This window comes from Serratia proteamaculans (genome assembly GCF_008830365.1).
Classification (GTDB): Bacteria; Pseudomonadota; Gammaproteobacteria; order Enterobacterales; family Enterobacteriaceae; genus Serratia; species Serratia proteamaculans.
Map to the genome: position 1 here is coordinate 340,730 of NZ_WBKI01000003.1, position 23,457 is coordinate 364,186.

The following is a 23,457-nucleotide window of genomic DNA, read 5'->3' on the forward strand; positions in this document are numbered from 1 at the left end:
CGCCCAAGGGATACGCTGATTTTCAGGCTGTTGGCGCGTCTGCACAATGCACCATTCCAAATCTTCTGCGGTTAACATTTGCACCCGAATGTTATGTTCACCGGCAGCAAAGATTTCATTGGTTGTTGCTAATACCCTTTGTCCCAGTTCCTGAACATTAAAATCATGCGGCATTATCAGTCCCTTGAATGCTTTTATAAATTAAGGCGTTAGAAATACGGCTTCAATTTTATAACGCACTTTTCATTCTGTCTTCGAGGCATCCACTGCTGGGTTTAGAGTCTGAGGCACGCGCCGCAGTTTTGCTCCGTTTTAAGGCAGTGGCCAGATCGGCTGCACCGAAAGCGGGCTGTTTCACGCCGCAACCCGGCGTTTTCGCGCCATTTACGCCCCTTTATCACCTTGGCACATTTTATGCTGGATCGGTTTACAGCCTGCAATGTCGACGAGGTGACGATGCTGAATATCGATCTGTCCGCTTCACCGTTTTTTGATGAGATGCTTCTGGCTGAGGGTAAACACCGGGGCCACTACGAAGCTTACTGGCATTGGCTGCAACAGGCCGATCAAAAGGCTATTCAGCGCAAAAGGGAAGAGGCTGCGCTGCTGTTTCACCGGGTGGGTATTACCTTTAACGTTTATGGTGAGGATGATGGCGCAGAACGGCTGATCCCGTTCGACAGCGTGCCGCGCATCATTCCTGCCGACGAATGGGCGATGCTCGATCGCGGTATCCGTCAGCGCGTTCAGGCACTCAACGCCTTTCTGCACGATATTTACCATCAACAGCATATTCTGAAAGCCGGGATCATTCCGGCAGAACAGGTGCTGGCCAACGATCAGTACCAGCCCTGCATGCAAGGGGTCGACCTGCACCGTAATATTTACGCGCATATCGTGGGTGTAGACATGGTGCGCGGCGGCGACGGCCAGTATTACGTGCTGGAAGACAATCTGCGCACCCCGTCCGGCGTGTCCTACATGCTGGAAAACCGCAAGATGATGATGCGCCTGTACCCGGAGCTGTTCGCCCAGCAGCGTATCGCACCGGTAGAGCGCTACCCGTCGCACCTGCTGCAAACCCTGCGTGAAAGCTCGCCGATCAACGATCCCACCGTGGTGGTGCTGACGCCGGGCCGCTTTAACAGCGCCTATTTCGAACACAGCTTCCTGGCGCAGCAGATGGGGGTTGAGCTGGTGGAAAGCGCCGATCTGTTCGTCAAGGACGGCGCGGTCTTTATGCGTACCACCGCCGGGCCCTGCAAGGTGGACGTGATCTACCGTCGGGTCGATGACGCCTTCCTCGATCCACTGGCGTTCCGCCCGGACTCAATGCTCGGCGTGCCGGGACTGCTGTCGGTATACCGCACCGGCAACGTGGTGCTGGCCAATGCCATCGGTACCGGCGTGGCCGACGACAAGTCGATCTATCCGTACGTGCCGGACATGGTGCGTTTCTATCTGCAGGAAGAGCCGATCCTCAATAACGTACCGACCTGGCAATGCCGTCATAAAAATGAACTGTCTTACGTGCTGGCCAATCTGGAACAGATGGTAGTGAAAGAAGTCCACGGTGCCGGTGGTTACGGCATGCTGATCGGCCCGGCGGCGAGCAAAGACGAAATCGCCCACTTCCGCACTCTGCTGCTGGCCAAACCGCACAACTACATTGCGCAAAACACGCTGGCGCTGTCGACCTGCCCGACCTTCGTCAACGACGGCCTGGCACCACGGCATATCGATCTGCGGCCGTTTGCTCTCAGTGGCGCGGAAATTCGGCTGGTGCCCGGTGGCCTGACGCGCGTGGCGCTGGCGCAAGGCTCACTGGTGGTCAACTCGTCGCAAGGCGGGGGAACCAAGGATACCTGGGTGTTGGAGGACGACGCATGCTGAGCCGAACTGCCAGTGAACTCTATTGGATGGCCCGCTATCTGGAGCGGGCAGAAAGCATCGCCCGGGTGCTCGACGTCACCAACAAGCTGTCGATGATGCCGATCCGCGACAGCGAAGATCATGATCTGCAGGTGCCGCTCAATCTGACCAGTACCGGCCAGTTGTACGCCGCCGCCTATCCTGACCTGACCATGGCCAATCTGGTGAGCTTTTTTGCGCTCGACAGCCGCAACCACAGCAGCATTTACAGCTGTCTGCAGATGGGCTGGAACAATGCCCATGCGGTGCGCGGCAGCCTGTCCTCCGAGGTTTGGGAGTGCATTAACGCCACCTGGATCGAGATGAAGTTGATCCGCCGACAGGGCATCGGCTCGGTGGGGGCGGATGCCTTCTTCGACTGGGTGAAAGAACGTTCGCACCTGTTTCGCGGCGCGATGTTCGGCACCCTGCTGCGCAGCGACGCGATGTGCTTTATCCGCCTTGGCACCCTGCTGGAGCGGGCCGACAGCACCGCCCGCCTGCTGGGGGTGAAGAACGCGCTAATGGACAGCGACGGCGACCCGGTGCGCGAGTATTACCGCATGGACACGCTGCTGCGGGCAGTCAGCGCGCGCGAGGCCTATCACAGCATCTACAAGCAACAGCTCAGCCGGGACACCATTGCCGAACTGATGATCCTGCGTAACGAAATCCCGCGCTCCCTGCTGGCCTGCGTCGGCGATATGGTGCAGCAACTGGAACAGATTGGCGGCAACCGTTCGAATCAGCCACGCCGGCTGGCACACACGCTGCACGCCGAACTGCGTTTCAGCAGCATGAAGGATCTGAACCAGGTCGGTCTGAACGACTGGCTGGACGCGTTTCTCGGGCAGATTGGCGGCATTGCGGAGAGCATCCATCACACTTATCTGGAGGCACAATGAAACTCAACATTGAGCACAATACCCATTATACCTACGCCCAGCAGGTGCAGCGCAGCACCCAGTATCTGCGCCTGACGCCACAAAATTCACAGCACCAGCGCATCATCTCCTGGCAACTGACGCTGCCGGAAGATGCTGTATGTACCACCGACGCCTTCGGCAACGTACTGCACGTACTGACGCTGGATCATCCGCATCAGGCGATCACCATTCAGGCCAACGGCGTGGTGGAAATAGAAGATGGCGTAGAGGATCAGGTGATGGGGCATCTGTCACCGCTGGTGTTCCTGCGCCACAGCCCGCTGACCCAGCCCGACAGTGCGATCCAGGCATTCGCCCTGCGCTACTATCAACCGCAGGCGGTGCTGGAAGGGTTGGAAAATCTGATGGGCGAACTGCTGCTGAAAATGCCTTACACCCCGGGCTCTACCAGCGTCACCGACAGCGCAGCCCAGGCGTTTGCGACCGGTACCGGCGTCTGCCAGGATCATACCCACGTGTTCCTGGCCTGCTGCCGCAGCCTGAATATTCCGGCGCGCTATGTCAGCGGTTATCTCTACAGCGAGGACTCAACGCACGTGGCTACCCACGCCTGGGCAGAAGCCTGGGTAGACGAACGCTGGCACAGTTTTGACGTCACCAATAACACTCGCCTGCCGAATCAACACCTTAAGCTGGCGGTGGGCATCGACTATCTGGACGCCTGCCCGGTACGCGGCATGCGACTCGGCGGCGGCTGCGAGAATATGCAGACCATGGCCGAAGTGCAGATGATGCCCACCGGACAATAGCCTCTTGCCGAAGGTGAAGGTTTACGGCACGCTGGCGTTTGGCGGCGTGCCAGTCTTGTTTTGAGGGATTGTGGAATGACCTATTGTGTGGCCATGCGCTTGGCATCCGGGCTGGTCTTTGCTTCAGATTCGCGTACCAATGCCGGAGTGGACCATATTTCCACCTTCCGCAAACTGCACGTGTTCCAGCAGGATGGCGAACGCATGCTGGTGCTGCAAAGCGCCGGCAATCTGGCGACCACCCAAAGCATCATCAGCCTGCTGCAGCGCCGCTGCAAAGACGCCGAGCGTCCCAACCTGCTGAATGCCCCCAGCATGTACGAAGCCGCCACGCTGGTGGGCGAAACGGTGCGAGAAGTGATCCAACGCGACAGCGAAGCCCAGCAGAGCGGCAGCACCACCGACTTCAGTTGCAGCCTGCTGCTCGGCGGCCAGATCCATGGCGAGGAGATGCAGTTGTTCCATATCTACCCGCAGGGCAACTTTATCGAAGCCACCCGCGATACTCCCTATTTCCAGATTGGCGAAAGCAAATACGGCAAACCGATTATCGATCGGGTGCTGAATTACCACACCCCGCTGGAACAGGCGATGCAGTGCGCGCTGATCTCTCTCGACTCCACGCTGCGCAGTAACCTGTCGGTCGGCCTGCCGCTCGACGTGATGATCTACCCGCGCGACAGTTTCAGCAGCGCACAGCAGTACCGCATCACCGAAGATCATCCGCATTTCAGCGCCATCCGCAAAGGCTGGGGCGAAGGGCTGGTCAGCATTTTCAAACAGTTGCCACCTTTGCAGCTGTGAGATTTGAGGGCTCAGCATGCAGAGCCCAACGATACTGACCTCATTCGATCGCGCTGGCGCGTAGCAAGGCCTCCAGCGGGTAAACCGCCGCAATCACCACTTCGTCGCGTATTTGCGCCGCCGCATCCAGTTGCTGCTGTATCTGCACGGCTTCGGCCTGGCTCAACGGCTTGCCCTGCTGATAACGCTCCAACAGCATCAGCCCCAGTGCGGACAACGAACCGACATCCTGCGCCACCGGTGCCAGATCCTGCATCACCCGGTTACCGGCAATCACCGTTTTCACCGGCGCGGTATTCAACTGCCAGCGTTGCAAACGCTCACGCAGCGCCTGTGCTGCCGCCCGGTCGTTGCGATCCTTCACTAACGCCGCAACCTGTCGGTCCATCTCACGCACCGCATTACTCTCCGGTGGCAGTGCGTCGGCAAAGCGATTCAGCGGTTCGAACTGGTGGTAATTGCCGGCCTTGAATTTCAGGTGCTGGCGGGTGTAGTACTGGCCCGGTTCCACCGCCTCGGCCAGGGTTTGCAGCGGTGCGATCTGCACGCTGTTCGCCAGCCGGGTGAATTCGCGGGCGGTCTCTGCATGCTGCTGCAAGCCCACCGAGACTACCGACCAGGCATCAACCGCCGCCAGCCGCCGGTACATGTTATTTTCATCGGTCACATCCTGTGCCGACCACAAACGCTCCGCCACCGCAAACCCACGCGGCCACAGCTTGAGATCGAGGATCGGCGCCCTGATGTTTTCCGCCCACAGCGCCGCCTCGCCACCGAGAATATTGGCCTGCTGCTTCGCATCCGGCACCACCGGCATCTTGCCCTCCGGGATCGCCGCAAGCCGGCTGCCGCGGGTCGGGTAACGCACGTTGCCCACCAACGTATACCCGCTGAGTTGGTCCTGCGCCAGCGTAAACACCGGACGCGTCTCCCCCATCCAGGTATCGACACGGAAGCTCACCTGCTGCGGTGAACGCCAGACGACATCCTGCAAGGCGCGGCGGGATTTACCCTTGAAATCGATAAAGCCGCGCCAACCCTGCTTCCCTTCAATCAGGGTAAAACTGCCTTCCACTGCGCTGCCCTTCAACCGTGGCATGCTGAACTGCCAGCTCTGCGCTTTTTCATCGGGCAGCACCTGGGTGTCTACCCCCAACGGCTGCGGCAGGATCTCATTGCGATAGTGATAGGCCGTGCTCTGCGGTTGATCAAGGTAGAAGCCGGTGGACAGAATGCCCTGGTAGCCGTCCTGTGCGCTGGCCCCAAGTGAGTCTTGCCCCTGCCAGGACTGAATGACAATGCTGCGCGGCAGTGACGGATGATAAATTTCATCCCAGCCGACCATCTGCCGTTGATGCTGCTCGAGGATTTTTTCCAGCTTCTGGTTGAAGTAGGCCTGCAACGCATGGGTGTCTGCCAACTGATGCTGCTGCATAAAGGTCTGAATGGTTTTTGATTGCTTCCATTGGCTGGCATCCACCTCGTCACCGCCGATATGCAGGTAAGGATCGGGGAAGATCGCCGCCAGTTCGCCAATGATGGCGTCTACAAATTGATACACTTCATCACGGGTGGGATCGAGAGTCGGCTGGTGTACGCCCCATTTGCGCTCCATGGTGTACGGCCCCGGCGCGCTCATCAACTCCGGGTAAGCCACGGCGATGCTGGAAGCATGGCCCGGCAGATCGATTTCCGGCACCACCCGGATGCCACGCGCCGTGGCGTAGGCCACCACCTGTTGCATCTGTTCACGGGTATAGAACTGGCCATCGCTGGCCTGCTGTTGCAGTTTGGGGTAATGCTCGGAGGCAAAGCGCCAGCCCTGATCGTCGGTCAGGTGCCAGTGGAACACGTTGAGTTTGGCTGCCGCCATGCCGTCGAGCTGGCGCAGAATATCCGCCAGCGGCAGGAAATGACGCGCTGAATCCAGCAGTACCCCGCGCCACGGAAAACGCGGCACGTCGGTGATGCTCACCAGCGGCAGGAAGGTGTTCTGCCCGTCGGTCTGCACCAGCTGCAACAGGGTCTCCATGCCACGCAGCGCACCGAAACGGGTATTGGCGGTCAGCGTAACGCCCTGTGGCGCCACCGTTAATTTATAGCTTTCATCGCTACCCGGCAGCGGCTGCGCCGCCACCTTGTCTTTGATATTCACACTAATCACCACGCCTGTGTCTTTTGTGGCCTGTGGTGCCAGCGTCCAGCCGGTTTGCAGCTCAATACGTTGCCGCCAGCGCTGCAGCGCATCGGCCAGAACGTCACCCTGCAGGTTAATCGACAGCCGGTGATCCAGCACCAGCTTGCCCGCCGGCTGGGTCAGTTCAACCTGCTGTGGCCAGGGCATCAGCGGTAAATCACCGGCCGGCTGCGCCAGCGCGCCCAGGGAAAGTAATAACGATGAAGCCAGTAGCGTATAACGCAGGGATCTGTGCATCAGAAATTCCTCAGAGGAAAAAAATCAATAAAAACAGCGAAGCTATACAAGCTACTGACAAAGTTCGTTATTAGGGAGAGCGTGCCGAAGGGGTCGTAGCAGCCTTGGCTGCCGACCAATTTGCCAGGAGCAAATTGGAACGACTTCCAGTCGGCCCGCAGGGTGGGACACATGGACGTGTCCCATAATGGCCCCTCGGTGCGCTAGGCCCGGGTATCTCGGGCACAAAACAACATTGTCATATAACTCAACAGCGAAGCTATAAATAAAGACTGAGCACAGTACAGATGTCCAACGGCGAGGGTGAAAAGCCGGGTTGGATCACAAATGCCCCTCCAGCGGCGCAAGAGGGGCGTGGGAATTACTGCCAGCCGTAGCGGCGCACAAACCAGCCTTTCACGCACTGGGTCAGCACCATATACCCAGTCAGGATCAACACCAGCCACGGGAAGTAACCGAGCGGCAGCGCCTGCAACTGCAGGAAACCGGCCAGCGGCGAGAAGGTCAGGCCGATACCGGTGGCAATCACCACCAGGGTCATGATGCACAGCGGCCACGAAGGACGGCTCTGAATAAACGGAATTTTGCGCGTGCGGATCATGTGCACAATCAGCGTTTGCGACAGCAGCCCTTCAATGAACCAGCCGGACTGGAACAGCGTCTGCATTTCCGGCGTGTTGGCCTTGAATACCCACCACATCAGGCTGAAGGTCAGCACGTCGAAAATTGAACTGATCGGCCCAAAGAACACCATAAATCGCCCAATATCACCGGAGTTCCAGCGCTGTGGCTGGGTAATCTGATCGTCATCGACGTTGTCGAACGGAATGGCAATCTGCGAAATGTCATACATCAGGTTCTGGATCAGCAGATGCAGCGGCAACATCGGCAGGAACGGCAAAAAGGCGCTGGCAATCAGCACGCTAAAAACGTTACCGAAGTTGGAACTGGCGGTCATCTTGATGTACTTGAGCATATTGGCGAAGGTGCGACGGCCTTCGATCACCCCCTGCTCCAGCACCATCAGGCTTTTTTCCAGCAGGATAATGTCCGCCGCCTCCTTGGCGATATCCACCGCGGAATCAACAGAAATCCCGATATCCGCCGCGCGCAGCGCCGGTGCATCGTTGATGCCGTCGCCCATAAAGCCCACCACGTGGCCCTGCTGACGCAGCAGCTTGACGATCCGTTCCTTATGCAGCGGTGTCAGCTTGGCGAACACCGTGGTACGCGCCGCCGCCTGTGCCAGCTGCTCATCGTTCATCTGTTCGATTTCACTGCCGCGCAGCACATGATCCGCCGCCAGCCCGACGTCCTTGCACACCTTGGCCGCCACCAGCTCGTTGTCGCCGGTGAGGATCTTCACCGTAACACCGCTGTTCTTCAGCGCCGCCAAGGCCGGCGCCGTACTCTCTTTTGGCGGATCGAGGAAGGCCACATAGCCTTCGAGGATCAGATCGGATTCGTCGGCCACGCCATATTCGTAAGCCTGCGCCGGCAGGATCTTGTTGGCTACCGCCACCACCCGCAGCCCCTGCTGGTTGAGATCGTCGGTAACACGCCGGATGCGTGCCAGCAACGCCTCGGTCAACGGGATCACCTCATCTTCCTGCCGTACGTGGCTGCAAATCGCCAGCATCTCCTCCAGCGCGCCCTTGCAGATCAACTCGTGGTATTGCGCGTCTTTGGCCACCACCACCGACATCCGGCGGCGTTCGAAATCAAACGGGATCTCATCCACCTTGTGGTAATGCTGCAGCGCATCCGGCTGCTGGCTTTGTTCCGCGCAGCTTAGCACCGCCACATCGAGCAGGTTTTTCAGCCCGGTCTGGTAGAAGCTGTTCAGCCAGGCGTAATGCAACACCCGGTCGCTGGCGACGCCAAACACGTCGGTGTGGCGCTCCAGCACGATTTTGTCCTGGGTCAGGGTGCCGGTTTTGTCGGTGCACAAAATGTCCATGGCGCCAAAGTTCTGAATGGCGTCCAGACGCTTGACGATCACTTTCTGTTTGGACAGTTTCACCGCCCCTTTCGCCAGGGTAGAAGTGACAATCATCGGCAGCATTTCCGGGGTCAGCCCCACCGCCACCGACAGCGCGAACAGCGCCGCTTCCCACCAGTCGCCCTTGGTGTAGCCGTTGATCAACAGCACAATTGGCGTCATCACCAGCATGAAACGGATCAGCAACCAACTGACTTTACTGATCCCGCTCTGGAAGGCATTGGGTTGCTGATCCTGACTGATAACACGCTGCGCCAGCTGGCCGAAGTAGGTGTCGCCGCCGGTGCCAATCACCATCGCCAGCGCGGTACCGCTCACTACGTTGGTGCCCATAAAGCACAGGTTTTGGCATTCCAGCGGATCCTCCACCTGCCCGCGCAGCTCGGCGACTTTCTCGACCGGCAGCGACTCACCGGTCAGCGCCGCCTGGCTGATAAACAGATCCTTGGCCGACAACACGCGCAGATCCGCCGGGATCATGTCGCCTGCCGACAACTTGATGATATCGCCCGGTACCAGTTGCGAGATCGGCAGTTCCAGGTGTTCGCTTTTACCGGTCAAAGCGTCACTGCGGATCACCGTCGCGGTATTGCTGACCATCGCCTTCAGCGCGTCTGCCGCCTTGTTGGATCGCGCTTCCTGAATGAAATTCAGCAGCGTGGAGATCACCACCATCAGGGCGATCACCAGTGCACCAGTCAGATCCTCGGTAGCATAAGAGATCATGCCAAGCGCGGTCAGCAGCAGGTTGAACGGGTTGCGATAGCAGTGCCACAGGTGCTGCCACCAGGCCTCTTGCTGCTGATCGTCAATCACGTTCTCACCGCAGCGCTCACGCACCCGTTCCGCCTCATGGGCGGTCATGCCTTCCGGGTGGCTGTGGAAACGCAGGTAAAGCTCGGTGGTATCAGCCGCAGCGCATTCCAGCCGCTGCTGTGCCAGACCGGCGGGCAACCCCTGCGCTTTGCCGCCCAGGCTATCCAACAGGCTGTCACGGTGCACCAAACGGCGCGGTAAATTGCGGCTGAGCAGGCCCAGCAGCTGACGGGGGATGTTTTTTAGTTTCATTTTTTGCACCTCGTCGCCCATTGCCTCACGGCAGCGGGTGAACGCGGGATCGCCCCCGGCCAGGCTTTCGGACACGCCAAAAAGCCTCTGCCGGGGCAGATCCTTGTCTTTTTTTATAGCAGCAGGAGCGAACGACGGGCGCGCGCTACCGGTTACCGTTTATTACTTCACCGGTAAAACAGCAGCGCAAAGCGGGCAGGTTTTACCGGAGAGCCGAGTCAGGGTCTAACGGGGTCGGATCGGGATCCATAGGGTTGATAACCTCCGGTAAATGAAAAGATCAAACGACAAGAGCGGCCGTTCAGCGCGGTACGTAAATCCCTGCATTAGCCTATAGCTTTCAAGCTGGTCGCCTGGCTGCAACTTGAAAGATGACGGATACAGCGCCAAGATCCGTTGCGGAAAATAGGCTATGCTGACGGGCATTCAGCGTAGGCCGCCAGTTTACGCCTTTTAACCTCAATGAAAATTAAACCATGCAAAACCGGCTGACCATCAAGGACATCGCACGCCTGAGCGGCGTAGGTAAATCCACCGTATCACGCGTGTTGAACAATGAAGGCAGCGTGAGCCCGCAAACCCGTGAACGGGTGGAAGCGGTGATCCGTCAGCAGGGGTTCACCCCGTCCAAGTCTGCTCGCGCCATGCGCGGCCAGAGCGACAAAGTGGTGGGGATTATCGTTTCCCGTCTCGATTCGCCGTCCGAAAATCAGGCCGTACGCACCATGTTGCCGCTGCTGTATCAGCACGGCTTCGACCCGATCGTGATGGAAAGCCAGTTCGAGACCCGGCTGGTGGAAGAGCATTTGCACGTCTTGCAACAACGCAACGTCGACGGGGTGATCCTGTTCGGCTTCACCGGCCTGACGGCGGCCATGCTCAGCCCATGGCAGGATAAAATGGTGGTGCTGGCGCGCGAATACGAGGGCTTTTCTTCGGTTTGCTACGACGACGATGGCGCAGTCCGGCTGCTGATGGATCGCCTGCAACAGCAGGGCCACCGACATATCAGCTACCTGGGGGTGCAACTGTCGGACGCCACCACCGGTATGCGCCGCCACCAGGCCTATCTCGACGCCTGTCGCCAGCAGCAGATTACCCCGAGCGTCGCCCTGGGCGAGCTGAGCTACCAGAGCGGTTTTCAACTGGCCGCCGAGGTGATTGGCCCGCAAACCACCGCGCTGGTGTGCGCCTCCGATACCATCGCCCTCGGCGCGATTAAATACCTGCAACAACAGCATATCGCCCCGCTGCAGGTGTGCGGTATCGGTAATACCCCGCTGCTTAACTTCCTGTTCCCCGAGACGTTTTCGGTTGATCTGGGCTACGGCACTGCCGGGCTGCAGGCCGCCCAACAGTTGCTGGGCCAGCTCAGCGGCGAACAGGGCATCCGCCAGATCATCGTACCCAGCCAACTCGCCTGATAGCGGTTCTTTGTTTATCCGCATACATTCCCCAGTCTGAAATCCCCTGTTGATGCTCACACCCAGTGAGCGTCAATTCATCGCTATTTTTGTGCCCGCCACCACACAACAACCGCTAATCGACCTTCTTCACCCAGCCAAGTAATTTACTGTTTATACACAGTATTATCTGTGTGTTTTAGCGGTTTTTCAGCACACGGAATGTGTACCTCCCCAGACCTGCCATTCAGGAGCAACGGAGGGTAGCATAGTCGTCACGACCTTCCCTGCAGATGTCGTCCAGGATTTGCAAGATTTCATCCTGTGGCAGCCGGATGCGACGGAAACAGGCGTTGAAGCTATCTATGTGATGGTCAGTAAACCTTATGGGGAAACTAACGCCAGAGGCGAACACAGCGGCCGTGATTACAATACCGAGAAAGCCGGTGGGCCGATTCAAAATCTGGACTGGAAAACCGCCAGGATTGACCGTGCCGGTGTAGACAAGGTAAAACTGCATACAAGCCGGTTTGGAGAGCAAGCTGATAATAAGGTGATGGTCGACCGTCTGGAGAAAATCCTGAAAGGTGACCTTGCAGTCACTGATACCGACAAACGTTTTTATACCCATGAGATCAGGGAACTCGAGCGTTATAGGAATCTGGGGGTTAAAGATGGCGAACGTCCAAAGAATAGAGCTGAAGTTTGGAACAATACCCATACAGCAACTCTCGAAGACTATAAAATCAATGAGAAAAATCAACCTTTGTATACACCTGAAGCTGATGAGGCGTATCGCAAAGCAGAGGAGGGTAAATAATGTTAGATCTTGAAGGTATTTATAAAAATGAAAGTGTAGAGGATGTCCTTTTGCATTTTGCACCACGGACACCCTACCCTAGCATCGATCGTATGTATGTGCGCTACAAGTTTGAGATCGCTGCAGATGGGAAATTGTTACAAACATATCAACGGTTAGTAAGGGAAGGGAAACTGATAGAAAATGAAAATCCACTTCCAGAAAAAGGCCCCAACTGGAAAACCCCAGCTTTCGTGACCGAGAAAAAATACGGCATCGAATAATCACCACATTTTTACGAAGTTTTAATTTAATCCAAAGCCCAACAAACTCTCATTTGTTGGGCTTTTTATTAATACCGTCGTATTACTCTATCTATTTACCTGTACCATCAATATTCCATGAAGAGATAAATGGATGATATATCAGCACAACCCCTCAAGGCCGGCCGTCATAGCCATCCCAGTAGGTAGCCACGGCGGAATCCAGCAGGATCTGCCGTTGTTTTTGCGGGTTATCCACTGAATATTCCTGATTGATAAATTTCCCTTTCTTCCCCACGTCGCTGAGGAATTCAGGGCTGCGGAAATAGGCTTCCCGCTGCTCTGCCTGCTGGCGCGTCAATCCCTTGGCCCGATCGGCCTTCCCCATTTGATAGAACTGGTCAAAGAACGGAATAGAGGCTTTTATCGAGTCCGGAATTTGGGTTCGTATTTCTGGGGAAAAATCCTCTCGCGCCATTTGATAAATCGCATGCTTGGCGTGGCGTTCCGGGCTGCTTTTTTGGCTGGTACAGGCGCTCAGCAACAGCGCGGTGAAGACAATAAGCAGTCGAGGCAGTGTCAAAGTCATCATTCTTCCTTGAAAAAGTGCGTGGTAGCGACGATCACATAACGTATTGGACTAATGAGTCGCGCTAATTTCAATCAACTTATTGATTGTTAAGGGTGACAGTATAGCCAGTGTTGCGCTTGTTCAAGAGAATATTGCTGAATGTTTCGGCCGGCTCTCAAATTCCCCCGCTGCATAAATGGTCATTTTTTTATCGTTTTGTGATCCTCGCCCCAAACCGGGAACGTTCCCATTCCATAAAAAAAGCGGAGTGACTAAGCTTTGATCATTACTCCAACAACACCTCTGCGGCAGTCCCATACCAAGAAAGGTATCTAATAATGAGCAAAGTAAAACAGCAGGATATCGATCGCCTGATTGTACTGGTGGGCGGGCGCGAGAATATCGCGACCGTCAGCCACTGCATTACCAGGCTGCGTTTTGTTCTCAATGACCCAGCTCTGGCCAAACCGAAAGAAATCGAAGAGTTACCGATGGTCAAAGGCTGCTTCACCAACGCCGGGCAGTTCCAGGTGGTGATCGGCCCTGAAGTCGGGGATTACTACCAGGCCCTGATCGCCACCACCGGCGTCAATGAAGCCGATAAAGAGCAGGCCAAGGTGGCGGCGCGCCAGAACATGACCTGGAGCGAACGCGCTATCTCGCACTTCGCCGAAATCTTCTTCCCGCTGCTGCCGGCGCTGATCAGCGGCGGCTTGATCCTCGGTTTCCGCAACGTGATCGGCGACATCCCAATGTCCGGCGGTCAAACGTTGGCACAGATGCACCCAGCGTGGAAAACCATCTATGACTTCCTGTGGTTGCTCGGTGAAGCCATCTTCATGTTCCTGCCGGTCGCCATCTGCTGGTCGACGGTGAAAAAAATGGGCGGCACGCCGGTACTGGGTATCGTGCTGGGCATCACGCTGGTGTCCCCGCAGTTGATGAACTCCTATCAGCTTGGTCAGCAGATCCCGGAAGTATGGAACTTCGGTTGGTTCACCATTCAGAAAGTTGGCTATCAGGCGCAGGTGATCCCTTCCATGCTGGCCGGTATGGCGCTGGGCTGGATTGAGACCCGGCTGAAAAAGATCGTGCCGGATTACCTGTATCTGGTAGTGGTGCCTGTGGTTTCACTGCTGCTGGCGGTGTTCCTGGCGCACGCATTTATCGGGCCGTTCGGCCGCATGATTGGCGATGGCGTAGCCTGGGCGGTAAAAGCCGTGATGACCGGCAGCTTCGCACCAATTGGCGCCGCGCTGTTTGGCTTCCTGTACGCACCGCTGGTGATCACCGGCGTGCATCAGACCACGCTGGCCATCGATATGCAGATGATCCAAAGCATGGGCGGTACCCCAGTCTGGCCGCTGATTGCACTGTCCAACATTGCGCAGGCTTCGGCAGTACTGGGCATTATCATTGTCAGCCGCAAGGCCAACGAACGTGAAATCTCGGTGCCGGCGGCAATTTCGGCCTACCTCGGCGTCACCGAACCGGCGATGTACGGGATCAACCTGAAGTACCGCTTCCCTATGCTGTGCGCAATGATCGGTTCCGCCTTTGCCGGGCTGATCTGCGGCCTGGACGGCGTGATGGCTAACGGCATCGGTGTCGGTGGTTTGCCGGGTATCCTGTCGATCAAACCGCAGTTCTGGATGATTTACACGGTGGCGATCCTGGTGGCGGTGGTGATCCCACTGGTACTGACCATCATGGTTTACAAACGCAAGGCCAGCCGCGGTGAGCTGCCGGTCTGATTGAAATGTAGGGGCCCGGTACGCCGGGCCTATTAAGGTATTTATATGAGCAATCCAATCCCCTGGTGGCAGAACGGCGTCATCTATCAAATCTATCCGAAGAGTTTTCAGGACAGCACCGGTAACGGCTACGGCGATCTGGCCGGTGTGACGGCGCGGCTGGACTACCTGCAGGAACTGGGCATCGACGCCATTTGGCTGACGCCGGTGTATGTCTCGCCGCAGGTGGACAACGGTTATGACGTGGCAGATTACTGCGCCATCGACCCCGCCTACGGCACCATGGAGGATTTCGATCGGCTAATAGCCGCCGCCCACCAGCGCAGCATCCGCATCGTGATGGACATGGTGTTCAACCACACTTCGACCGAACATCCGTGGTTTAAAGCCTCGCAGGATCCTGACAGCCCGTTCCGCCAGTTTTATGTCTGGCGCGACGGTGAAGGCGACGCCCTGCCGAACAACTGGCGCTCCAAGTTTGGCGGTAACGCCTGGCAATGGCACGCCGACAGCGGCCAGTATTATCTGCACCTGTTTGCCACCGAGCAGGCGGATCTCAACTGGGAGCACCCACCGGTGCGCGAAGAGCTGAAGAAGGTTTGTCAGTTCTGGGCCGACAAAGGCGTCGACGGTCTGCGCCTGGACGTGATCAACCTGGTCTCCAAGCAGCAGGATTTCCCGTCCGATAACCAGGGTGATGGCCGCCGTTTCTACACCGATGGCCCACGCATTCATGAATTTCTGCAGGAAATGAGCCGCGACGTGTTTCAGCCGCGTGGCCTGATGACCGTCGGTGAAATGTCCTCCACCACGCTGGAACATTGTCGGCAGTACGCGGCGCAAAGCGGCGAAGAGCTGTCGATGACTTTCAACTTCCACCACCTGAAGGTGGACTATGCCAGCGGCGAAAAATGGACGCTGGCGGCGCCGAATTACGTCGAACTCAAACAGATTTTCAGCCACTGGCAGCAGGGCATGCACAATCAGGCGTGGAACGCGCTGTTTTGGTGTAACCACGACCAGCCGCGCATCGTTTCACGTTTCGGTGATGAAGGTGAACTACGCGTCCCGGCCGCCAAGATGCTGGCGATGGTGCTGCACGGCATGCAGGGCACGCCTTATATCTATCAGGGCGAAGAGATCGGCATGACCAATCCGGGCTTTAACTCCATAGAACAGTATCGCGATGTGGAAAGCCTGAACATGTACGCCGAACTCAGCGCACAGGGTAAAAGTGACGCCGAGCTGCTGGCGATCCTGGCCAGCAAATCACGCGATAACGGCCGCACGCCAATGCAGTGGAGTAGCGCGCCAAACGCCGGTTTCACCCAGGGCACGCCGTGGATTAGTTGTGCGGAAAACTATCCGCAGATCAACGCCGAAGCGGCGCTGGCCGATCTGGATTCGGTGTTTTACGCCTATCGTCAGTTAATCACCCTGCGCAAACAGTACCCACTGCTGACTCACGGTGACTACCGTGACCTGGCCCCCGCTCACCCGGCGTTGTGGTGCTATCAACGTAGCTGGAATGGCCAACGCCTGCTGGTGGTGGCCAACCTCAGCCGCGAACCGCTGGCCTGGCAGGCCGAAGGCGTAGAACCCTCTGCTTTATGGCGGCCGCTGATGGGCAACTACGCCGACGCCCCAGCCCAGCCGCAGGCCACCAGCTTACGCCCGTTCGAAGCGGTGTGGTGGTTGCTGGAAGACTAATACTGTCGGGGCGTGGCCAGCTACGCCCTACCGTTTTTTCAGCAGTTCCACCACGCCGGCAGCCTCTTGCGCCAGGCGTTCATCGCTCATATCAAACACCCCCTGCACCAGATGCGGCGGCAGGTAATCCATGCCGGTCAGGTTGGCCATCGCATGGAACGGGCGCAGTAAATCTGTCACCGGATAGCGGTTATAGCCTTCTGGCGTATAGGCCTGTTGATTGCCGCCGGTAGTGACCACCAGTTGCAAAGGTTTCCCCTGCAGTTGGGTACCTTCGCTGCCGTAAGCGAAACCGTGGGTTAATACCGCGTCCTGCCATTCGCTGAGGATCGCCGGGGAACTGTACCAGTAGAACGGGAACAGCATCACCACCGCATCATGGCCCTGCAGCAACTCCTGCTCACGCGCCACGTCAATTTGATAGTCCGGGTAAGCGCGAATCAGTTCATGAACTGTCACATTAGGCAAAGGACGTAGCGCTTCGATCAAGGCTTTGTTGATACGTGAGTCATCGGGAAAACGGTGGGCGGTTAACACTAAAATGCGCGACATAGGAGATCCTTGATTAAAATTTGATATCGCATTTTTCCATTTCCTGCGCGCCGGGTGTAGGCTGTTGGCTGTCACTTCAATTTCAACTGAAAGTATCAACCATTATGTCGCTGCCCTTTGATGTGCACCGCCTGCTGCCGGCATTCCTTGCAGCCGCCCAGGCGCAGAACTTTTCCGCCGCCGCACGTCAATTGGGCGTCACACCAGCGGCCATCAGCAAGAATATCCGCGTGCTGGAAGAAAAGCTGGCACTGCGGCTGTTCCAGCGTAATACCCACAACGTGGTGCTGACCGATGAAGGCAAGGCGCTGTTGCAGCAAGTGGCCCCCTTGTGGCAGGCACTGTCCGCCACGCTGGAAACCGCCGGCAGCGCGCAGCAGGCGCCGTCCGGTACGGTGCGCGTCAGCATGATCCCGGGCTTCGGTCGCCAGATGCTGATGCCGTTGATCCCGCAGTTCCTCGAGCGTTATCCGCAGATCGACCTCGATCTTTCACTGGATGCGCGAGTGGTCAATCTGGTGGGGGAAGGTTTTGATGTCGGGATCGGTAGCCGGGTCGATCCCGATAGCCGGTTGGTGGCGCGGCCGCTGTACCCGATGCAGATGGTGCTGGCCGCCTCGCCCGGCTATCTGGCGCAACACGGCATGCCGCAGGATCCGCAAGATCTGTTGCAGCATAACTGTCTGCTGCACCGTAACCCGGCCACCGGCCGCAGCGTAAAATGGCCGTTGCAACAACATGGCGAAGCCAAAACGCTGGAGCTACAGGGCCGTCTGGTCGCCAGCCGACCAGAGATGCTGCTGGATGCGGCATTAGCCGGGCTGGGGATCGTCTGCCTGGCGCGCTGGTATGCGGAACCTCATTTTACACAAGGCACGTTGCAGCCTGTGCTGGCGGACTGCTGGCCGCAGCCAACCCAGCTGTGGTTATACTATGCCTCCGCCGACCTGCCGCCACGGGTACGCGTCTGGGTTGAGTTCCTGCTCGAGCATTTTCGTCAGCGCCCGGCCTGAGTTTTCTGGCCAAAAATAATCGGTTGTACAGCTAACGCCCGCTCTTTCCATTTCCTTGTTCTACGTCAAAAGAATCTCGCCAATATCTATATATAGTGCATTAAGAAACACTGACACCTATATGTAGTAGTTATCAACAAAACTATCCACACGTCGCTTCAGCCCTTGTGCGCTGCGGCATTGCCCTGTGGATAAGCCGAAATCATACCGATACCCAACAGCGTACAGTCTGCCGGGCATCAGCGCTCCCTCGGGGAACAAGGAGTAACAACGTGAAACCAGTAGTGATTAAACGGGACGGTTGTCAGGTACCTTTTGACGAGGCACGTATTGGGCAAGCTATCGAGCGCGCTGCGCTGGCCGCCGGTATTGTCGATGCCGACTACTGCGCAACCGTCGCCCGCGTAGTCGCTCAGCGGATGTCACAGCAGCAGCGCGTTGATATCCATGAAATCCAGCAGGCGGTAGAAAATCAGCTGATGGCCGGCGAGTACAAGCAGTTGGCGCGCGCCTATATTGAATATCGCCACGATCGCGACGTCGCACGTGAGCTGCGCGGTCGGCTAAACCAGGAGATACGCGGCCTGGTGGAGCAAAGCAATATGGCGTTGCTGAACGAAAACGCCAATAAGGACAGCAAAGTGATCCCGACCCAGCGCGATCTGCTGGCCGGGATCGTTGCCAAACATTATGCCAAGCAACACATCCTGCCGCGTGACGTGGTACTGGCCCACGAGCGCGGCGAGATCCACTACCACGATCTCGATTACTCACCTTTCTTCCCCATGTTCAACTGCATGCTGATCGATCTGAAAGGCATGCTGACCAACGGCTTCAAGATGGGTAACGCCGAGATCGAACCTCCGAAGTCGATCTCCACCGCCACTGCGGTCACCGCACAGATCATCGCGCAGGTCGCCAGCCATATTTATGGCGGCACCACCATTAACCGGATCGATGAGATCCTGGCGCCGTTCGTCAGCGAAAGCTTCAACAAGCATCAGCAGATCGCCGAGCAGTGGCAGATTCCGGATGCACAGAGTTATGCCATGGCGCGCACCGAAAAAGAGTGTTACGACGCCTTCCAGTCGCTGGAATATGAGGTCAACACCCTGCACACCGCCAACGGTCAGACGCCGTTCGTCACCTTCGGTTTCGGCCTGGGTACCTGCTGGGAATCACGGATGATCCAGCGTTCAATCCTGCAAAATCGCATCGCCGGGCTGGGCAAGAACCGTAAGACAGCGGTGTTCCCCAAACTGGTGTTCGCCATCCGCGACGGTCTCAATCACCAGTACGGCGATCCTAACTACGACATCAAACAGCTGGCGCTGGAGTGCGCCAGCAAGCGCATGTACCCGGACATCCTCAATTACGATCAGGTGGTGAAAGTCACCGGCTCGTTCAAAACCCCGATGGGCTGCCGCAGCTTCCTCGGGACCTATGAAGAAAATGGCGAACTGGTACACGACGGACGCAACAATATCGGCGTGATCAGCCTGAATCTGCCGCGTATTGCGCTGGAGGCGATGGGCGATGAGAGCCGCTTCTGGCAGTTACTCGACCAGCGTTTGCTGCTGGCGAAGAAGGCGCTGATGACGCGCATCGCCCGGCTGGAAGGCATCAAGGCCCGGGTTGCACCAATCCTGTATATGGAAGGCGCCTGCGGTGTGCGCTTGAAGGCGGACGACAATATCGCCGAAATCTTCAAGAATGGCCGTGCGTCGATCTCACTGGGCTATATCGGCCTGCATGAGACCATCAACGCACTGTTCGGCAACCAGCAACACGTTTACGACGATGAAACATTGCGCGAAAAGGCCGTTGCCATTGTCGCCCACCTGCGGGCCGCCACCGAGAGCTGGAAAGATGAGACTGGTTACGGTTTCAGCCTGTACAGCACGCCGAGCGAGAATCTGTGCGACCGCTTCTGTCGGCTGGATACCGCCGATTTCGGCGTGGTGCCGGGCGTCACTGACAAAGGCTATTACACCAACAGCTTCCACCTCGACGTAGAGAAAAAGGTCAATCCTTACGACAAGCTGGATTTTGAAGCGCCCTATCCCCCGTTGGCCAACGGCGGTTTCATCTGTTACGGCGAATACCCGAACCTGCAGCACAACCTGAAAGCGCTGGAAGACGTGTGGGATTACAGCTACAGCCGCGTGCCTTATTACGGTACCAATACGCCGATCGATGAGTGTTACGAGTGCGGCTTTACCGGCGAATTTTCCTGTACCAGCAAGGGTTTCACCTGCCCGAAATGCGGCAACCACGAGCCGTCCAAGGTGTCGGTGACCCGCCGGGTGTGTGGTTACCTCGGCAGTCCGGACGCCAGGCCGTTCAACGCCGGCAAGCAGGAAGAAGTGAAGCGCCGGGTGAAACACCTGGGGAACGGGCAGATCGGCTAACGCCGGGCTGTTATTAATCTGGGCTCAGCATGCTGAGCCCCTACCGTCAGAAAGCGAAATATGAATTACCACCAGTATTACCCCATCGACGTGGTCAACGGGCCCGGCACCCGCTGCACGCTGTTTGTTGCCGGCTGCGTGCACCAGTGTCCCGGCTGCTACAACAAAAGCACCTGGCGGCTCAATTCCGGCCAGCCATTTAGTCAGACAATGGAAGACCAGCTGATTGCCGATCTGAAAGACACGCGTATTCCGCGTCAGGGTCTGTCACTGTCCGGCGGCGATCCGCTGCATCCGGCCAATCTCTCAGCGGTGCTGCAATTGGTGAAACGGGTGCATGCTGAGTGCCCCGGCAAAGATATCTGGCTGTGGACCGGCTACCGGTTGGCAGAGCTGGATGCCCAGCAAATGCAGGTGGTGGATCGGATTAACGTGCTGATTGACGGTAAGTTTGTGCAGGATTTAAAAGACCCGGCGCTGATCTGGCGCGGCAGCGCTAATCAGGTGGTGCATAAGCTGCGTTGATAATCCCCTCACCCCAGCCCTCTCCCCCAGGAGAGGGAGACGGCCAGCTAATCATTGTCGCATATCTTCGCTTATACCAACCCCATTCCCACCACGCCCGTGACGATCCCACATAGCGCCACCAGCGCGGCGGTCAGGCACAGGGCCTTGGCGGAAAAGGCTTTGTTCAGCATCAGCAGCGAAGGCAGGCTGACCGCCGGCAGGGTCATCAACAGCGCCAACGCCGGACCAGTGCCCATTCCCGCCAGCATCATGGCCTGCACAATCGGGATTTCTGCCGCCGTGGGGATCACGAACAGGCAACCGGCGATCGCCAGCCCAATAATCCACAGCAGGCTATTGTCTATCGCACCATCAGCATGGGGGAACAACCAGACACGCGCTGCCCCCAGCGCCAGCACCGCCAGAATGTAGATCGGGATGGTGGACCAAAACAGCGACCACAATGCCTTCAGCCAACGGCCAAGAAAGGGCTGCGCCTCGGTTTTCTCCAGTGGTATCACCGGCATTTGCAGTGCCCTAGGCTGCGGATCCTTGGCGGTGGCACGTTGCACCAGCCAGGCGATGCCCAACACCATAATCACCCCGGCCACCAGCCGGATAGCGGCAAACTGCCAGCCGAGCACGAAGCCCATAAAAATCAGCGTCGCCGGGTTCAATACCGGGTTACTCAGCCAGAACGCCATCGCCGCCCCGCTGGACACCGACTGACGGCGCAGCCCGGCGGCGACCGGTGCGGCACAGCAGGTACACATCATGCCCGGCAGCGCGATCACCGCGCCGAGCAAGGTGCCGGAGAACCGCGGGTGGCCCAACGAACGCATCAGCCAATCACGCGGGATTAACACCTGCACCAGCGAGCCCAATACTACGCCGAGCACCGCCGCCTTCCACACCGCCGTGAAATAAACCAGCGCATAGTGCCAGGCCGCCAGCCACGGGCTGCTGTCGCTGTTAGCCAGTATCGATTTGCCAATCGAGTGGGTATCCGCCGCCAGAAAAGCCTTGCCGTAATAAGGCTGCCATTTGACGTAGTAGAGGCCTACGGCCACCACCAGCAGAAACAGAATAGGTTTCCACAACGGCCAGGGGCGGCTGCGGTGTTCAGTTGCGGTCAGGGGATGTGGCATAGGGTTGGGTTGGCTCAGTTCAGTGAACAATGGCATCAGCTTAGCGCGCCACGGCCACGGACACATCATCAGCCTGTCCAAAATAGTTCATCTGTTCGCCACTGATGCGTAACGAGATTGTCATCTGGGCCCGGCAAGATAACGCCAGCTTGAAAGTCATAGGGTAAGCACCAGCACTGTCAGAAAGGCTGACAACCCCTGGATTTTAATGAGTATTCGGCACGCCGAGGTTTTTATTATGATGGACTTATCTAGACATCCGACCAGTTTCCCTACCCGTTACCAGCAGATCGCCGCACAGCTTGAGCAAGAGCTGCGTACTCAATACCGCTGTGGCGACTATCTGCCTTCCGAACAACAGCTGGCAGAGCGCTATCAGGTCAATCGTCATACCCTGCGCCGCGCGGTCGACCAATTGGTGGACCGCGGCTGGCTGCAACGTCGGCACGGCATCGGCATTTTGGTGCTGATGCGCCCGTATAACTACCCCTTGCATGCCAATACCCGGTTCAGCCAGAACCTGTTCGAGCAGGGCAGCCACCCCACCAGTGAGCGCTTACTAGCAGTATTGCGCCCGTGCAATGGGCATGTCGCCAGCGCACTGTCGCGTGAAGAAGGTGAAACGGTGATCCACCTGCGCACCCTGCGCCGGGTCAACGGCGTGCCAATGAGCCTGATCGACCATTATCTGCCCGATTTGGACTGGTGGCCGGCGTTGCAGCAGTTCCACAGCGGCTCGCTGCACGAATTTATCGAACTCAACATCCACCAGCCGCTGACCCGCAAGCAGACGCGCATCAGCGCACGCCGCGCACAGGCCAAAGAGAGCCGGTTGCTGGAAATAGCCACCCACGCGCCGCTGCTGTGCGTGCGCACCCTGAACGTCTGCACCGGCAGTGGCAGCGTGGCGGAATACTCCGTCAGCCTGGCGCGCGCCGACATGATTGAACTGACCATGGAGCACTGAATGCAATCCTTACAGCCAAGACAACGCTGGATGTCGGTATTGGCGCACAGCCAGCCGGCCCAGTTGCGCAGCCACTGGCAGGCGCTGAGCCTCAGCCCGCGCTACCAAACCATTCGCGCGCCGGAGATTGGCCTGGCGCAGTTACAGGGCCGCATGGGAGCCACCGGCCGCCGCTTTGTGCTGGGCGACATGACCGTCACCCGCGCGGTAGTGCAACTGGAAAACGGCGGTTACGGCTACAGCTATATCGCCGGACGTGACAAGGCACATGCCGAACTCTGTGCCCTGGCGGATGCCCTGCTGCAACTGCCTGAACAGGCCGAATTACTGCAACAACAGCTGATTGAGCCGCTGGCCGCCTTGCAGCATGAGCAACGCCAACTGCGCGCCCGCGCCATCGCCTCCAGCCGGGTGGACTTCTTTACGCTGGTGCGAGGGGATTAA

19 protein-coding genes are annotated in these 23,457 nt (G+C 57.8%); 14 read left to right on the plus strand and 5 right to left on the minus strand.

Annotated features, from left to right (window positions below; genetic code table 11):
- Window positions 1–456: 456 nt before the first annotated feature.
- The 4 genes from F8R23_RS15085 (at window position 457) to F8R23_RS15100 (ending at window position 4,411) form a co-directional block, all read left to right on the plus strand.
- A complete protein-coding gene (locus F8R23_RS15085; RefSeq protein WP_085119621.1) occupies window positions 457–1,893 on the plus strand; it encodes a circularly permuted type 2 ATP-grasp protein in 1,437 nt (478 codons plus the stop codon).
- Window positions 1,887–2,816, plus strand: a complete 930-nt coding sequence (locus F8R23_RS15090; protein WP_129934083.1) for an alpha-E domain-containing protein — start codon at window positions 1,887–1,889, stop codon at window positions 2,814–2,816. Before F8R23_RS15085 ends, F8R23_RS15090 begins: the two co-directional genes overlap by 7 nt.
- Complete coding sequence (locus F8R23_RS15095; RefSeq protein WP_085119529.1) at window positions 2,813–3,607, plus strand: transglutaminase family protein; 795 nt, start codon at window positions 2,813–2,815, stop codon at window positions 3,605–3,607. The genes F8R23_RS15090 and F8R23_RS15095 overlap by 4 nt, the downstream gene beginning before the upstream one ends.
- Before the next feature lie 75 nt (window positions 3,608–3,682).
- On the plus strand, window positions 3,683–4,411 hold the full coding sequence (locus tag F8R23_RS15100; protein ID WP_085119528.1) for a proteasome-type protease: 729 nt from the start codon (window positions 3,683–3,685) through the stop codon (window positions 4,409–4,411).
- 40 nt (window positions 4,412–4,451) lie between these two features.
- Here F8R23_RS15100 and F8R23_RS15105 read toward each other — a convergent pair whose 3' ends face one another.
- On the minus strand, window positions 4,452–6,845 hold the full coding sequence (locus F8R23_RS15105; RefSeq protein ID WP_151415777.1) for a beta-N-acetylhexosaminidase: 2,394 nt from the start codon (window positions 6,843–6,845) through the stop codon (window positions 4,452–4,454).
- Between the two features lie 361 nt (window positions 6,846–7,206).
- Window positions 7,207–9,915 carry a magnesium-translocating P-type ATPase gene (mgtA, locus tag F8R23_RS15115; RefSeq protein WP_129937965.1) on the minus strand — a complete coding sequence of 903 codons (2,709 nt, stop codon included), beginning with the start codon at window positions 9,913–9,915 and terminating at the stop codon, window positions 7,207–7,209.
- 476 nt (window positions 9,916–10,391) lie between these two features.
- Here mgtA and treR point away from each other — a divergent pair, with 476 nt between their 5' ends.
- The 3 genes from treR (at window position 10,392) to F8R23_RS15130 (ending at window position 12,401) form a co-directional block, all read left to right on the plus strand.
- Window positions 10,392–11,339, plus strand: coding sequence for a trehalose operon repressor TreR (gene treR / locus F8R23_RS15120; protein WP_129934079.1), 948 nt, complete (start codon window positions 10,392–10,394; stop codon window positions 11,337–11,339).
- A gap of 247 nt (window positions 11,340–11,586) precedes the next feature.
- Window positions 11,587–12,138: an S-type pyocin domain-containing protein gene (locus tag F8R23_RS15125; RefSeq protein ID WP_129934078.1), complete on the plus strand. Its 552-nt coding sequence runs from the start codon at window positions 11,587–11,589 to the stop codon at window positions 12,136–12,138.
- On the plus strand, window positions 12,138–12,401 hold the full coding sequence (locus F8R23_RS15130; RefSeq protein WP_129934077.1) for an immunity protein: 264 nt from the start codon (window positions 12,138–12,140) through the stop codon (window positions 12,399–12,401). The genes F8R23_RS15125 and F8R23_RS15130 overlap by 1 nt, the downstream gene beginning before the upstream one ends.
- A 154-nt stretch (window positions 12,402–12,555) precedes the next feature.
- Here F8R23_RS15130 and F8R23_RS15135 read toward each other — a convergent pair whose 3' ends face one another.
- The gene (locus F8R23_RS15135; protein WP_237520845.1) at window positions 12,556–12,972 is read right to left on the minus strand and encodes an Exc2 family lipoprotein; all 417 of its coding nucleotides are present in this window, start codon (window positions 12,970–12,972) and stop codon (window positions 12,556–12,558) included.
- Between the two features lie 317 nt (window positions 12,973–13,289).
- Here F8R23_RS15135 and treB point away from each other — a divergent pair, with 317 nt between their 5' ends.
- Both treB and treC read left to right on the plus strand, forming a co-directional pair.
- Window positions 13,290–14,705, plus strand: coding sequence for a PTS trehalose transporter subunit IIBC (treB, locus tag F8R23_RS15140; RefSeq protein WP_012004987.1), 1,416 nt, complete (start codon window positions 13,290–13,292; stop codon window positions 14,703–14,705).
- Window positions 14,706–14,750: 45 nt separating this feature from the next.
- Window positions 14,751–16,415 (plus strand): alpha,alpha-phosphotrehalase, encoded by a 1,665-nt coding sequence (treC, locus tag F8R23_RS15145; protein ID WP_129934076.1) that lies wholly within the window; start codon window positions 14,751–14,753, stop codon window positions 16,413–16,415.
- Between the two features lie 27 nt (window positions 16,416–16,442).
- Here the strand turns inward: treC and F8R23_RS15150 are convergent, their stop codons facing one another.
- Window positions 16,443–16,967, minus strand: coding sequence for an NAD(P)H-dependent oxidoreductase (locus F8R23_RS15150; protein ID WP_151415778.1), 525 nt, complete (start codon window positions 16,965–16,967; stop codon window positions 16,443–16,445).
- A 104-nt stretch (window positions 16,968–17,071) separates the two neighbouring features.
- Between F8R23_RS15150 and F8R23_RS15155 the strand changes: the two genes are divergently transcribed.
- The 3 genes from F8R23_RS15155 to nrdG all read left to right on the plus strand — a co-directional run bounded on the left by F8R23_RS15155 (window position 17,072) and on the right by nrdG (window position 20,916).
- The gene (locus F8R23_RS15155; RefSeq protein ID WP_129934074.1) at window positions 17,072–17,980 is read left to right on the plus strand and encodes a LysR family transcriptional regulator; all 909 of its coding nucleotides are present in this window, start codon (window positions 17,072–17,074) and stop codon (window positions 17,978–17,980) included.
- Window positions 17,981–18,252: 272 nt separating this feature from the next.
- Window positions 18,253–20,391: an anaerobic ribonucleoside-triphosphate reductase gene (nrdD, locus tag F8R23_RS15160; protein ID WP_129934073.1), complete on the plus strand. Its 2,139-nt coding sequence runs from the start codon at window positions 18,253–18,255 to the stop codon at window positions 20,389–20,391.
- 60 nt (window positions 20,392–20,451) lie between these two features.
- Window positions 20,452–20,916, plus strand: a complete 465-nt coding sequence (gene nrdG, locus F8R23_RS15165) for an anaerobic ribonucleoside-triphosphate reductase-activating protein (protein WP_112347942.1) — start codon at window positions 20,452–20,454, stop codon at window positions 20,914–20,916.
- 71 nt (window positions 20,917–20,987) lie between these two features.
- On the opposite strand, the gene F8R23_RS15170 is transcribed toward nrdG, so the two are convergent.
- Complete coding sequence (locus tag F8R23_RS15170; RefSeq protein ID WP_129934315.1) at window positions 20,988–22,046, minus strand: permease; 1,059 nt, start codon at window positions 22,044–22,046, stop codon at window positions 20,988–20,990.
- Window positions 22,047–22,287: 241 nt separating this feature from the next.
- On the opposite strand from F8R23_RS15170, the gene phnF reads away from it, so the two are divergent.
- Both phnF and phnG read left to right on the plus strand, forming a co-directional pair.
- The gene (phnF, locus tag F8R23_RS15175; RefSeq protein ID WP_211369079.1) at window positions 22,288–23,013 is read left to right on the plus strand and encodes a phosphonate metabolism transcriptional regulator PhnF; all 726 of its coding nucleotides are present in this window, start codon (window positions 22,288–22,290) and stop codon (window positions 23,011–23,013) included.
- Window positions 23,014–23,457: a phosphonate C-P lyase system protein PhnG gene (gene phnG / locus F8R23_RS15180; RefSeq protein WP_129934071.1), complete on the plus strand. Its 444-nt coding sequence runs from the start codon at window positions 23,014–23,016 to the stop codon at window positions 23,455–23,457.

Bases quoted from the DNA above. Each gene is read 5' to 3' on its own strand.
- F8R23_RS15085 (WP_085119621.1), top strand. From the start codon at position 457: ATGCTGAATATCGATCTGTCCGCTTCACCGTTTTTTGATGAGATGCTT.
- F8R23_RS15090 (WP_129934083.1), top strand. From the start codon at position 1,887: ATGCTGAGCCGAACTGCCAGTGAACTCTATTGGATGGCCCGCTATCTG.
- F8R23_RS15095 (WP_085119529.1), top strand. From the start codon at position 2,813: ATGAAACTCAACATTGAGCACAATACCCATTATACCTACGCCCAGCAG.
- F8R23_RS15100 (WP_085119528.1), top strand. From the start codon at position 3,683: ATGACCTATTGTGTGGCCATGCGCTTGGCATCCGGGCTGGTCTTTGCT.
- F8R23_RS15105 (WP_151415777.1), bottom strand. From the start codon at position 6,845: ATGCACAGATCCCTGCGTTATACGCTACTGGCTTCATCGTTATTACTT.
- mgtA (WP_129937965.1), bottom strand. From the start codon at position 9,915: ATGAAACTAAAAAACATCCCCCGTCAGCTGCTGGGCCTGCTCAGCCGC.
- treR (WP_129934079.1), top strand. From the start codon at position 10,392: ATGCAAAACCGGCTGACCATCAAGGACATCGCACGCCTGAGCGGCGTA.
- F8R23_RS15130 (WP_129934077.1), top strand. From the start codon at position 12,138: ATGTTAGATCTTGAAGGTATTTATAAAAATGAAAGTGTAGAGGATGTC.
- F8R23_RS15135 (WP_237520845.1), bottom strand. From the start codon at position 12,972: ATGATGACTTTGACACTGCCTCGACTGCTTATTGTCTTCACCGCGCTG.
- treB (WP_012004987.1), top strand. From the start codon at position 13,290: ATGAGCAAAGTAAAACAGCAGGATATCGATCGCCTGATTGTACTGGTG.
- treC (WP_129934076.1), top strand. From the start codon at position 14,751: ATGAGCAATCCAATCCCCTGGTGGCAGAACGGCGTCATCTATCAAATC.
- F8R23_RS15150 (WP_151415778.1), bottom strand. From the start codon at position 16,967: ATGTCGCGCATTTTAGTGTTAACCGCCCACCGTTTTCCCGATGACTCA.
- F8R23_RS15155 (WP_129934074.1), top strand. From the start codon at position 17,072: ATGTCGCTGCCCTTTGATGTGCACCGCCTGCTGCCGGCATTCCTTGCA.
- nrdG (WP_112347942.1), top strand. From the start codon at position 20,452: ATGAATTACCACCAGTATTACCCCATCGACGTGGTCAACGGGCCCGGC.
- F8R23_RS15170 (WP_129934315.1), bottom strand. From the start codon at position 22,046: ATGCCACATCCCCTGACCGCAACTGAACACCGCAGCCGCCCCTGGCCG.
- phnF (WP_211369079.1), top strand. From the start codon at position 22,288: ATGGACTTATCTAGACATCCGACCAGTTTCCCTACCCGTTACCAGCAG.
- phnG (WP_129934071.1), top strand. From the start codon at position 23,014: ATGCAATCCTTACAGCCAAGACAACGCTGGATGTCGGTATTGGCGCAC.